The 11,612-nt window shown below is 62.7% G+C and carries 10 protein-coding genes; 5 read left to right on the forward strand and 5 right to left on the reverse strand.

The annotated features are described in order from the left end of the window. On the reverse strand, nucleotides 1-1,921 hold a 1,921-nt coding region (dnaE, locus tag ADADOO_RS12780; RefSeq protein ID WP_511277886.1), incomplete at its 3' end, for a DNA polymerase III subunit alpha. A gap of 238 nt (nucleotides 1,922-2,159) precedes the next feature. On the opposite strand from dnaE, the gene ADADOO_RS12785 reads away from it, so the two are divergent. After that, nucleotides 2,160-2,954, forward strand: a complete 795-nt coding sequence (locus ADADOO_RS12785; protein WP_511277887.1) for an enoyl-CoA hydratase — start codon at nucleotides 2,160-2,162, stop codon at nucleotides 2,952-2,954. Here the strand turns inward: ADADOO_RS12785 and ADADOO_RS12790 are convergent, their stop codons facing one another. Continuing rightward, the gene (locus ADADOO_RS12790) at nucleotides 2,955-5,513 is read right to left on the reverse strand and encodes a putative bifunctional diguanylate cyclase/phosphodiesterase (RefSeq protein ID WP_511277888.1); all 2,559 of its coding nucleotides are present in this window, start codon (nucleotides 5,511-5,513) and stop codon (nucleotides 2,955-2,957) included. Between the two features lie 128 nt (nucleotides 5,514-5,641). On the opposite strand from ADADOO_RS12790, the gene ADADOO_RS12795 reads away from it, so the two are divergent. Together ADADOO_RS12795 and ADADOO_RS12800 are read left to right on the forward strand one after the other, a co-directional pair. Further along, the gene (locus tag ADADOO_RS12795; RefSeq protein WP_511277889.1) at nucleotides 5,642-6,745 is read left to right on the forward strand and encodes an exo-alpha-sialidase; all 1,104 of its coding nucleotides are present in this window, start codon (nucleotides 5,642-5,644) and stop codon (nucleotides 6,743-6,745) included. Next, nucleotides 6,742-7,290, forward strand: a complete 549-nt coding sequence (locus ADADOO_RS12800; RefSeq protein ID WP_511277890.1) for a hypothetical protein — start codon at nucleotides 6,742-6,744, stop codon at nucleotides 7,288-7,290. The genes ADADOO_RS12795 and ADADOO_RS12800 overlap by 4 nt, the downstream gene beginning before the upstream one ends. On the opposite strand, the gene ADADOO_RS12805 is transcribed toward ADADOO_RS12800, so the two are convergent. The 3 genes from ADADOO_RS12805 to ADADOO_RS12815 form a co-directional block, all read right to left on the reverse strand. Next, nucleotides 7,268-8,068 (reverse strand): response regulator, encoded by an 801-nt coding sequence (locus ADADOO_RS12805; RefSeq protein ID WP_511277891.1) that lies wholly within the window; start codon nucleotides 8,066-8,068, stop codon nucleotides 7,268-7,270. The two genes, ADADOO_RS12800 and ADADOO_RS12805, sit on opposite strands and share 23 nt — an antisense overlap. 76 nt (nucleotides 8,069-8,144) lie before the next feature. Next, nucleotides 8,145-8,699 (reverse strand): flavodoxin family protein, encoded by a 555-nt coding sequence (locus ADADOO_RS12810; RefSeq protein ID WP_511277892.1) that lies wholly within the window; start codon nucleotides 8,697-8,699, stop codon nucleotides 8,145-8,147. A 35-nt stretch (nucleotides 8,700-8,734) separates the two neighbouring features. Continuing rightward, nucleotides 8,735-9,442 carry a pirin family protein gene (locus tag ADADOO_RS12815; protein WP_511277893.1) on the reverse strand — a complete coding sequence of 236 codons (708 nt, stop codon included), beginning with the start codon at nucleotides 9,440-9,442 and terminating at the stop codon, nucleotides 8,735-8,737. A gap of 106 nt (nucleotides 9,443-9,548) precedes the next feature. On the opposite strand from ADADOO_RS12815, the gene ADADOO_RS12820 reads away from it, so the two are divergent. Together ADADOO_RS12820 and ADADOO_RS12825 are read left to right on the forward strand one after the other, a co-directional pair. Beyond that, a complete protein-coding gene (locus ADADOO_RS12820) occupies nucleotides 9,549-10,460 on the forward strand; it encodes a LysR family transcriptional regulator (RefSeq protein ID WP_511277894.1) in 912 nt (303 codons plus the stop codon). 74 nt (nucleotides 10,461-10,534) lie between these two features. After that, nucleotides 10,535-11,612, forward strand: a 1,078-nt coding sequence (locus tag ADADOO_RS12825) for a CHASE domain-containing protein (protein ID WP_511277895.1), incomplete at its 3' end; no start/stop codon positions are given.

Here is an 11,612-nt window from a genome sequence, read left to right on the forward strand (position 1 = left end):
CGGCGATGATGTCTTCGAAACGGTCGGGCGCCAGCTTCTTGAGCAGCTTCTTCATCCCTTCCGATTCGACCTGAAAGATCGCCGTCGTGTTGGCGTCACGGAGAATCTGGTAAGCCGCGGGGTCGGTGAACCCAAGGCTCATCAAATCGAGCTTCTCGCCGGTCATCCGGCGAATGTACTCGACGGCCAGCTCGATAATGGTCAGGTTGCGCAGGCCAAGAAAGTCGAACTTGACGAGGCCGACCTTCTCGACGTCGTCCTTGTCGAATTGCGACACCGTCGACGCATCGCTGCCAGGGGCCTGATAGATCGGGCAGAAATCGGTGATCTTGCCCGGCGCGATCAAAACCCCGCCGGCGTGCATGCCGACGTTACGTGTCAAATCTTCAAGGCGGCTGGCCAGATCGAACAGTTCGCGGATGGTTTCGCCATCGCCATCGCCCTCCATCATCTCGCGTAACTGCGGCTCCTGCTCCAGCGCCTCGGCCAGCGATACCGGCTTGTTCTGGACAATCGGAATAAGCTTGGAAATCCGGTCGCACATCGAATAGGGCAGGCCAAAGACGCGCCCGACGTCGCGGATCACCGCCTTCGACGACATCGTGCCGAAGGTGGCAATCTGGCTCACCGCATCCTGTCCATAGTGCTGGCGGACGTATTCGATGACGCGCCAGCGGTTATCCTGGCAGAAATCGACGTCGAAGTCAGGCATCGACACCCGTTCCGGATTGAGAAAGCGCTCAAACAGCAGGGCGTAGGCCAAGGGGTCGAGGTCGGTAATGCGTAGGCTGTAGGCAACCAGCGAACCGGCGCCGGAACCCCGGCCCGGCCCGACCGGAACGCCATTCTGCTTGGCCCAGTTGATGAAGTCCGCAACGATCAGGAAGTAGCCGGGGAAGCCCATCTGGACGATGGTATTGCACTCGAAGACGAGGCGGTCGTCATATTCCGGCCGGCGCTGCACACGCACCGCGGGGTCGGGATAGAGCTCGGCGAGGCGGACCTCCAGCCCCTTTCTCGCTTCATCGACAAGGTATTCGTCAATGGTCATGCCCGGCGGAATCGGGAAATCGGGTAGAAAATTCTTGCCCAGCGTCATCGTAATATTGCAGCGGCGGGCAATTTCCAGCGCGTTTTCCAGCGCCTCAGGCAGGTCGGCGAACAACGCGACCATCTCGGCCTGGGTCTTGAAATACTGCTCCTCGGTATAAATCTTCGGGCGTCGCGTATCGCCCAACACGTAGCCTTCGGCGATGCAAACGCGCGCTTCGTGGGCGCGAAAGTCATCGCGATTCATGAACTGGACGGGATGCGTCGCGACCAGCGGAATGCCTGTTTCACCAGCCAGATCGGCCGTCTGCTGGACGATGGCCTCCTGCTGCGGCTGGCCGTAGCGCTGCACTTCCAAATAAAACGCGCCGGGAAAAATCGCCTCCCAGGCCTTGGCCCGCTGGCCGGCCAGATCGAAATTGCCGTTCAGCAACGCTTCGCCGACATCGCCCAGATGCGCCCCGGACAAGGCAATCAGCCCGTCGCAACCAACCTCGCTGAACCACTCACGATTGATTTCGGCCCGGTCACGCCGCCCTTCAACCAGATAAGCCTTGCTCAGCAACTGGCACAACTGCTTGTAACCGGCGTTGTTGCGCGCCAGCAGGAGCAGGCGACTAGCATCGTCGGGCGACGCCGGATTGGCGATCCAGACATCCGCCCCGGCTATCGGCTTGACCCCCTTGCCGCGCGCCCCGGAATAGAACTTGACGAGGCCAAACAGGTTGCCCAGATCGGTCAGCGCCATGGCCGGCATGCCATCCCCAGCCGCCCGCTTGACGGCATCGCCGATGCGCACGATGCCATCGGTGACGGAATATTCGGAATGGAGACGAAGGTGGACGTAGCGCGGCGAATTCATGGGCGACATTTTACCGCGGCCGACCGGGCAGCTTCCGTTTAAGTACGCCGAAGGACATTGCTACGGTCAACCGGGTTTACTACGTGAAACGTAAAAAACGACCAAATTTGAAAAAACCGAAAACCGGCAAGAAAACCGGAAAATCACGGACAGACCACGTTTTTTGCAAACCAAGTTGTGGCCGGTATCTGGCACCGCGGTACAGCCTGCGCTACGCTGCATGTTTCAATAAAAACAGGAGACACGCATGAACACCGCCGCCGAAGAACCCCTCGTCCTGCGTACCGACCGCGCCGATGGCCTGACGACGCTGACGCTGAATCGTCCCGGCCAGTTCAACTCGCTGTCGAAGGACATGCTGAGCGCCCTGCAGGCCGAACTCGATGCCATCGCCGCCTCGAGCGGCGTGCGCGTTGTCGTCATTGCCGGGGCTGGCAAGGCGTTTTGCGCCGGCCATGACCTCAAGGAAATGCGTGGCAATCACAGCAAGGCGTTCATGCAGGCGCTGTTCAAGCAGTGCGGGGAGCTCATGCTGAGCATCACGCGGATGCCGCAGCCGGTCATCGCCCGCGTGCATGGCATTGCCACCGCCGCCGGCTGCCAGTTGGTGTCGATGTGCGATCTGGCGGTGGCGGCCGATGTCGCCAAGTTTGCCGTGTCGGGCATCAACGTCGGGCTGTTCTGCTCGACGCCGGCGGTTGGCCTGGCGCGCAACCTCGGTCGCAAGGCGGCACTCGAAATGCTGCTTACGGGCGAGTTCATCGACGCCATGGAAGCCAAGGCCAAGGGCCTGGTCAACCGCGTCGTCCCGGCCGATGCGCTCGATGCCGAAATCGAGCGTCTGGCCGGCAACATCCTGGCCAAGAGCGCCGTCGCCGTGCGCATGGGCAAGAGGATGTTCTACCAGCAGCTCGAAATGGGCCTGAGCGAGGCCTACGACTACGCCGGCGAGGTGATGGCCTGCAACATGATGAGCGCCGATGCCGGCGAGGGCATCGACGCTTTCATGCAGAAGCGCAAGCCGCAATACAAGGGCTGCTGATCACTCGGCCGGCGACCAATCGACGGGCAGCAGCTCACGCGCCGGCCGGCCGATGTAGTAGCCCTGGGCCCGCTGGACCTCAAGCCCGACGAGTTCGGCCAGCACCTCGGCCGACTCGACATATTCGGCGACCACGGTGATGCCCATGTCGCGCGCCAACGAACGGATGCTGACGACGAAGGTGCGGTCCTTCTCGCTGTTGAGCATGTTGGCGATGAAATCGCCCTCGATCTTGAGGTAGTCGATCGGGAAGCGGCGCAGGTAGTGGAAGGACGAGAAGCCGGAACCGAAATCGTCGATGGCCAGTTTGAAGCCATCGCTTTTCAGATCATTGAGGAAGCGTTCGAGCAGTGACAGGTTTTTGACGGTGTCGCGCTCGGTGATCTCGAAAACGATGTTGTGCGGGGAGATGCCGCTCTTCGCGACGATCCGCCGCAGGTCGCGGGCAAACTCGTTGAAGACCAGCGCCCGGGGCGAGAGATTGATGAACACTTCGCCGCAGTGGCCGCGCGCCGAGAGGATGGTCAGGGCCTGTTCGATGACCATCATGTCGAGGCGATGGATGACCCCGATCTTCTCGGCAATTTCGACGAATTCGTCAGCCCGGATGACCTCGCCATCGAGTTCGATGCGCGAGAGGACTTCGTAGGCGACGATTTTCCGTTCGGCAATATCGAGAATGGGCTGGAAGAATGGCACGACACGCTTCGCCTCGATGGCATCGAGGACCATGACGCTCTTCTGGGTAATGTCACGGAACACCGACACGATGTCGTCCTGAGTCGGCACCGCAACCTGCCCCTTGCCCGCCCCCTTGGCCTTGTACATCATATTGTCGGCAAAGAGCAGCAGATCCTTGGCGTTGTCGGCATGATCGGGGAACACCGCCATCCCGATCGACGCCGTGCCGTGCACGATCGCGCCTTGCGGCGTCGCCACCTCCATCGATTCGACTGCCTGGCGGATACGCTCGGCCACCAAAAGCACCGCATTGGCATCCGCTTCCGGCAACAGCACGACGAACTCGTCGCCACCGTAGCGGGCCAGAATGTCACCATCGCGCAAGGCATTTTGCACCTGGCGAGCAAAGCGCTGGAGATAGGTATCGCCGACCACGTGACCGTGGTTGTCGTTGATCAGCTTGAAATTATCGAGGTCGATCAGCAGCAAGCCGAAGCTGTAGCCATGACGCTGGGCGCGGCCGACTTCATAGAAGCTCAGCTCCCAGAAAACACGCTGGTTGAACAGATCGGTCAGCGGATCGCGGGTAGCGTAATACTCGAGATCGCGGGTGTATTTGTAGATCGCCTTGACCGACCCGACGACGTTGAGCAGGGTCGACAGGACGCTTTCCATCACCAGATACCGCGTCTCATCGTCGAGCACGCCGGCCTGCACCCCAATGCCGACGATGCCGCCGATCTTCGGCTTATCGACAAAGAAGGATTTGACGCGCAGCGCCACATCCTCCTCGGTCAAATCGATCGGCTCGCCGAGTTGGCTCGAAACATGGTGATGGATGTTGCAGGTGCCAATATCGGCGAAAGTCGGCAGGCCCGCCAGCTCCTGGCGAATATGCAACTCCATCATGGTCCGGGTGCGCTCGGTGACCGGCCCGCGCCAGAAAACCTCAAGGTCGAACAATTCGTCGTCGATCTTGAAAATAGAGAACAGTGTATGCGCCGGCAGGATGCCGTTGATGTCGCAGAGCAAGCGCCCGACATATTCGCGCCAGTCACGCACGACCTCGGAGGTAATGACAAATTTTTCAAGCAGGCCGATCTCGAAGGTCAGGATTTCCTTGTCGACGGCAATGGTCCGCAGCTTGGCCAGCAAGCGGTCGAGCGCCGCAAATACCCCGTTCAACTCAACGAAACCAAGGTCGCGCTGGGCGATGGAAATATGGCGTAAATCGCCAACCGCATTGACCTGATCGAAATCCGCCTGGAGACCTTCGAGCGACCCTTCGATCCGCCGCCCGACCCACCACACGGCGGCGCCAGCCAGCACGGCCGCCAGCGGCACGAGCAGGGCAAATGCCAGATACAGATCGCGCCGGGCATCAGCCAGCAGTGTGGCGTAATCCTGGCGCACCTCGACCGCGCCGAGCACATCGCCAACCTTGGCATTGCGGTGGCAACGCTGGCACTTGGCCTCGGCCACCAGCGGGTAGATATGCCGGGCGTAATCGGCCGTATCGCGGCGTAGCGGCTTACCGCTGCTCATCACCTCTTGCAGATCGGAATCGAAAGGCGGCTGCTCGATTTCATCGTAGAGATCGACCACCATCTGGCTGCGGTAAATCTGCACGGTCAATCCGTTTTCCTTACCGGCCACCGCGATGGCATGCAGAAAAGCATCGGCCTGGCTGCGCCGCCACCCCTGGCTCATCAGCTGGTACATCGAGGCAAAGGTAATCTGGGTCGTCGCTGCAGAAGCGCGCGCAGCATTGGCCCGGACGATGTTGTCAAAAATGCGATCAAGCGACCAATAAGCCCCACCGAAGAACAAGGTCGCAACGATCGCCGAAGCGCCGAATACAAAGTACTTTATTCGCATTTTAATAACCCTCCCAGGTACCGGGGATTATTACCGAATTCGCGGCCTGGTGGGCTGCTTCGTCATTCGCACCGGCGTCAAAATTTGCAAAATGAGGCCCGCCGCAGCAAGCCGGTTAAACTGATGCCATGCCTTTTTCCCTCCACCCCCTCGCGCTCCTCGCGTTCGCCGTGGCACTGGCCGGGGCACTCTGGCGCGCCCCGACGCCTGGCGCCCCCGGATTTGCCCCGCCGCCGGCCGCCGTAGCATCGACATTGCCAGCGCGCTGCGTCAATGAAATGCTCTGGCGCGATGCCGGATTGGCGGCCGCCGCCCCCAACCTGACCGAATTGCCCGACGGCCGCATCGCCGCGGCCTGGCTGGCCGGCCCCGAAGACGCCATGACCGTCCATTTCAGCGTGCGCGATCGGGGCGGCTGGCGTCGCCCGGTGCTCATCGCCACCCCCGAAAGCACGGCCGCCGGCACCTTTGCCCAGATCGGCCGGCTCGGCAACCCGGTCCTGCACGGCGAAGGGAGCTGGCTGCACCTGTGGTACGCCAGCAGCACGCTGGGCAGCTCGATCAACTACAGCCTATCGACCGATGGCGGCAAGAGCTGGACCAAACCGGCCCGTCTGCCAATCTCGCCGTTGGCCAATTTCGGCGGCACCGTCCGCGCCGCCCCCGTGCCGCTGGCCGATGGCGGACTGGGCCTGGCGATCAGCCACGACTTTATCGGCCAGCACGGCGAATGGCTGCGCCTGTCGGCGACTGGGCAGATTCTCGACAAGGCTCGCCTGCCCGCCACAACCGCCACGCTGCAACCGGCCGTCGCCGCCCTCGACGAGCAGCGGGCCATCGCTGTGTTGCGCGATGCCGGCCCGGTGCCGGGTTCAGTTCGGCTGGCGACAACGGACAGTGGCGGTCGGCGCTGGCAGGCCGGTGAAACCCTCGCCGTGGCCAATCCGAATACCTCCGTCGCCCTGCTCCGCCTGAAGAGCGGCCGGCTGCTGCTCGCCGGCAACCCGGCCAGCGGGCGACAGGCCTTGTTGCTCTGGCTGTCGGCCGACCAGGGCAAAACTTGGCGGGAAGCACGCACGGTCGAAGCCGCCCCCGATGGCGGCGCCGACTACGGCAACCCGTCCCTGCTGCTCGGCCGCGACGGCCGCGTCCACCTCGCCTATGACTGGCGCCGGCAAGGTATCAAGCATGTCGTATTCAGCGAAGCCTGGCTCGACGGAGGGCAGCCATGAACCCGCTGGCCGCCTACGGTCTACTCGCCCACGCCTTGATTTTCGGGGCGCTGACCGCCCTCGTGCCGTTCGGCGAGCTGCGCGCCCGCGTCGCGCTGGCGGCGACCACGCTGGCGCTGGTGGTCGGCATTGCGCCCGGCATGCACGCTTTTTTCGGCACGCCCTCACTGACCCTCGTCGCGCTAGCCATCCTGCAATTGGCCGACAAAACACCATCGCCGCTCAGTGAGCGACCGGCGCTCGGCCTGCTCGTTTTTGCCATACCGTTTTATGCCGCTGCGCTCGGCGCGGGGTCGTTCGACCCCTATGCCCTCGGCTACCAGCCAACCTGGCTGCTGGCCACCCTGCTACCGCTCGGCCTGGCCTTGTGGTGGCAGCGGCAGGACCTCTGGCTGACAATTCTCGCCATCGACCTCGCCGGCTACGCCAGCGGCGTTTTCGCCAACCTGTGGGATGTCCTGCTCGACCCGCTGCTCGTCCTGCTCGCCTTGATCATCGTCGTCCGCCGGCAGGTCATCGGCCTTACCGCGTCAAGGACTCGCTGATCAGGCGACGAATGCTGCCGGCTTCGAACGGTTTGTCGCAGATGGCCGAAACGCCGGCCCGCTCGACGGCGGCCAGGCGGCCCATGTTCTGCTCGCTGGTCACCATGAGCACCGGCACCTCGGCCTGCCAGCTTTGCGTGCGGATGTATTCGGTCAGTTCGCGACCATCCATTTCCGGCATGTTGTAGTCGGTAATCACCAGGTCGACCATGGCCTGTTCGAGCAAGCTCACCGCCTCCTTGCCATTGACTGCCTCGGTAATGCGCTCGATGCCCAGTTCGCTGAGCAGACGGCGCAAATGGCGGCGCGACGACAGGCTGTCATCGACGAGCAGGACGCGCAGGTTTTCGATTTCGGCAACGTCGAGATCTTCCGGCGGATTGAGGTAGTCGGCGGCGGCATAGAGCGCGCGCGACAGTTGCTGTTCGTCAAAGGGCTTGGCGACGATGCTGCAGGCGCCGGACTGGCGCACCGGTTCGAGCACCTGCGGCCGGGTTTCGCTGGAGACGAGAATAAACGGCACAGTTTCAAAATCGGGATCGGCGCGCATAGCGGCGACCAGCTCTGTGCCGGCCAGATCGGGCAGGTAGAGGCTGCTGATCACGATGACGTTGCTGCTTTCAGCCTTCAGCGCGGCCAGCGCCGCGCCGGCTGTGTCGACCGTGGTGACTTTTTTGACACCCTGGTGCTCAAGCATCCGGCTGACCAGATGCGCCTGCATCGGCGACGGCTCGACCAGAATGATCGCGAGGTCGGCCAGCGAGGTTGTCAGTGCCATGCGGTCACTCCGGAAAGTTGGGGAATGACCTCACTATAGCAGCGAGCGGGCGGCCAGTGGCCACCCGCGCCTGCCTTTACCCGTGCAGGCGTGCCGCGATTGCGGCGACGCGCTGGCCGTAGCGGCGGGCAGTATCGAGATCGCCGGCCGGCACTTCGTCGACGCTGGCATCGGCGGGCGAGCGGACGAGCAAGCCGACCGAGCCGCCAAGATGATTGACGTCCGCATGGGTGGCGGCCTTGGTGTTGGCCGGCAGGATGCCGAGACTGACCCAGATGCCGCCGTGCTGCGAGGCCAGGGTGTGCAGTTGAATCAGCGTCGCACCCTTGTCGCCGACCGGGCTGGCGCTGTTGGTAAAGCCGCCGAACACCTTGTCCTGCCAGGCCCGCGCGTACCAGGGCTTGGACGAGGCATCGGCAAATTTTTTGAACTGCCAGCTCGGGCCGCCCATGTAGGTCGGCGTGCCAAAAATGATGGCATCGGCAGCGGCCAGCTCTTCCCAGCCGCCTTCGGGCAGATTGCCATCGGCGTCGATGGCCAGCAACGCGGCCCCGGCGCCTTCGGCGACGGCTTCGGCAACGCGCTTGGTGTGGCCGTAGCCGGAGTGATAAACGACAATGGTTTTGCTCATGGCGATAATCCTTTTCAGTTTTGGTGAAGGGGGAGTCAGGCAGCAGGCGGCAGGTCGAAGAGCAGGAATTCAGCCTCTTCGCTCGCCGAAAATTTGAGATCGGTTTCGTCGGCAATCTTGGCGCCGTCACCAGCACCTACATTTTTACCGTTTATGTCCAGTTGACCGTAGATAACCTGCACGTAGCCCAGCCGGCCGGCCGGCAGGCGGTAATCAATGCTTTCGCCCGGCGCCACGACGGTGGCCCACAAGCGGGCATCCTGGCCGATGGTCGTGCTGCCGCCAGCGCCATCCGGCGAGGCCACCAGGCGCCAGCCGCCGCGCAGTTCGGCGAGCGGCAGGGCCTGTTGCTCGTAGCTGGCCGGCGTGCCGCACTGCGCCGGCTCGATCCAGATTTGCAGCAGGTGCGTCTCTTCTTCGTTCGACGGATTCGACTCGCTGTGCAGAATGCCCTTGCCGGCACTCATGCGCTGGACTTCGCCGCGCCGAATGACGCCGCCGTGGCCAAGGCTATCCTTGTGCTCCAGCGCGCCGGACAGAATGTAGGTAACGATTTCCATGTCGCGATGGCCGTGCCGGCCGAAGCCGCTGCCCGGCGCGATGCGATCTTCGTTGATGACGCGCAGGACACCCCAGCCCATTTCGGCCGGGTCATAGTAATCGGCAAAGGAAAAACTATGCCTGGCGCGCAGCCAGCCGTGGTCGGCGTAACCGCGTTCGGCAGAGGGGCGAAGCTGGATCATTTTCAGTTTCCTTGTGAATGAATCGTACCAATTAGTCACCATACTATTCGCCGTGTTCAATTAAAAACAGCGAATTATTATGAGCCTATCGTTTAATATTTTTCATATGAAAATATCGCTTGATCTGTTGCTCATCCTCGATGCCATCGAACGCCTGGGCAGCTTCACTGCGGCGGCGGCCGCGCTGCATCGCGTACCCTCGGCGCTGTCGCATGCCGTGGCCAAGCTGGAAAGCGATCTCGGTGTCACGCTATTCCGACGCGAAGGGCGCAAGGCCACGCTCAACGAGGCCGGACGCACGCTACTCGACGACGGCCGCCACCTGCTCCGCGCGGCAAGCGAACTGGAGCGCCGCGTCCAGCGCATTGCCGACGGCTGGGAGGCCGAACTGCGCATCGCGCTCGATGCCATCATTCCGATTGAACGCATCTTTCCGCTGCTCAAACGCTTCTACGCCGCCGGCCACGGCACGCAGATCCGGCTTTCCGGCGAAGTCCTCGGCGGCACCTGGGATGCCCTGGCGACCGGCCGGGCCGACCTGGCGATCGGGGCACCGGGCGATCCACCCGCACGCAGCGGCATCGCCACCAGCCTGCTGTGCACCCAGTCCGCTTTCGTTTTCGCCATTGCCCCGGAGCACCCGCTGGCCACCTGGCCGGACATCATCCCGGCCAGCGAACTCTTGCATCATCGGGCCATCGTCATCGCCGACACCTCGCAGGAGCTCGACGCCCGTACCGTCGGCCTGCTTGAAGGACAGGATGTCCTGCGCGTTCCCGACATGCGTGCCAAGGTCGCGGCCCAGGTGGCCGGGCTGGGCATCGGCCACCTGCCGCGCTGGCTGGCCGAACCGGAAATCACGGCCGGACGGCTAATCGAAAAAGCCCTCGCCACGGCCCGCCCGGCGATCCCGCTACACACCGCCTGGCGAACACGACAGGACGGCAAGGCGCTACGCTGGTTCGTCGAGGAACTGGCCAGCCACGACGTCACCAGCGCGCTGACCGCAGGGCTTTAAGGCGACGATTCACCCTGTCCACACGCGTTGCATATAGTGCTATCGTGGGAGCATAAACAACAAAAAATACAACAGTGGAAAAATCAGGACATGGCCCTCTCGACATCCGTCAACACGGCCACTATCTCCCGCAGCTCCTGCTGCGTGGCGGTGGTGCCTGGTTTGCGCTCGGCCTTATTTTGGCCGTCACCGCGGCGCTCTACGGCTTCGTTTGGCAACACACCGAAGAGCAGATTTACCAGCGTTTCCTCTATCGTGCCGAGCAGGAACGCAGCATCCTGCTCTCCCGCCTGAATAGCCATGCCCAGGTCCTGCGTGGCGCGGCGGCCTTTACCGAAGCGAGCAAAGAGGTCAGTCGCGACGAGTGGCGGCTTTATGTAAACAACCTGCAACTGGCCGAAACCCTGCCCGGCATCCAGGCCACCGGTTTTGCGCTGATGATCGAGCCGCCAGACAAGTCCGCGCACGAGCAAACTATCCGGGCCGATGGCTTTCCCGATTACGCCATCAAGCCGAATGGAAACCGCGAGCAGTACAGCAGCATCGTTTTTATCGAACCCTTCACCGAACGCAACCGTATTGCTTTCGGCTACGACATGTTTTCCGAACCGGTTCGCCGGCTGGCCATGGACCGGGCCCGGGATCGCGGCGAACCCACCCTGTCGGGAAAAATCACCCTGCTCCAGGAAACCGGACAGCACGCCCAGCCTGGCTTTCTGATTTATATGCCGGTGTACCGGGCCGGCCAGCGACACGAAACCGTTGAGGAACGCCGGGCGGCGCTGCGCGGCTTCAGCTACGCGGCGTTCCGGGCACACGACCTGCTGTCGAGCGTGATCACCAAGGACAACAAGGATGTCGACATCGCGCTGTACGACGTCGCCGTAGCCCCCGACAATCTGCTATTCGACTCGCACCTCGAAACAAACAGCCCACCCGGCCGTCAGCGCACCACACTGCCGATTGATTTTGGCGGCCACCAGTGGGTTGCCCAACTACGCAGCCGCCCTGAATTCGATCGCATCACCTGGACACCGTTGCCGCTGAGCATTGCCTTCGGCGGCGCCTGCAGCGGTCTGATGGCCTTTTTCTGGCTACGCCGCAACGATCGCTACCGGCAACACATCACGATCTACGCCGACCGCCTGCACA

This window comes from Azonexus sp., assembly GCF_036170495.1.
Lineage (GTDB): Bacteria > Pseudomonadota > Gammaproteobacteria > Burkholderiales > Rhodocyclaceae > Azonexus.

What these genes read in the sequence shown, in the direction of transcription:
- ADADOO_RS12785 (WP_511277887.1), top strand. Translation starts at nt 2,160, where the DNA reads ATGAACACCGCCGCCGAAGAACCCCTCGTCCTGCGTACCGACCGCGCC.
- ADADOO_RS12790 (WP_511277888.1), bottom strand. Translation starts at nt 5,513, where the DNA reads ATGCGAATAAAGTACTTTGTATTCGGCGCTTCGGCGATCGTTGCGACC.
- ADADOO_RS12795 (WP_511277889.1), top strand. Translation starts at nt 5,642, where the DNA reads ATGCCTTTTTCCCTCCACCCCCTCGCGCTCCTCGCGTTCGCCGTGGCA.
- ADADOO_RS12800 (WP_511277890.1), top strand. Translation starts at nt 6,742, where the DNA reads ATGAACCCGCTGGCCGCCTACGGTCTACTCGCCCACGCCTTGATTTTC.
- ADADOO_RS12805 (WP_511277891.1), bottom strand. Translation starts at nt 8,068, where the DNA reads ATGGCACTGACAACCTCGCTGGCCGACCTCGCGATCATTCTGGTCGAG.
- ADADOO_RS12810 (WP_511277892.1), bottom strand. Translation starts at nt 8,699, where the DNA reads ATGAGCAAAACCATTGTCGTTTATCACTCCGGCTACGGCCACACCAAG.
- ADADOO_RS12815 (WP_511277893.1), bottom strand. Translation starts at nt 9,442, where the DNA reads ATGATCCAGCTTCGCCCCTCTGCCGAACGCGGTTACGCCGACCACGGC.
- ADADOO_RS12820 (WP_511277894.1), top strand. Translation starts at nt 9,549, where the DNA reads ATGAAAATATCGCTTGATCTGTTGCTCATCCTCGATGCCATCGAACGC.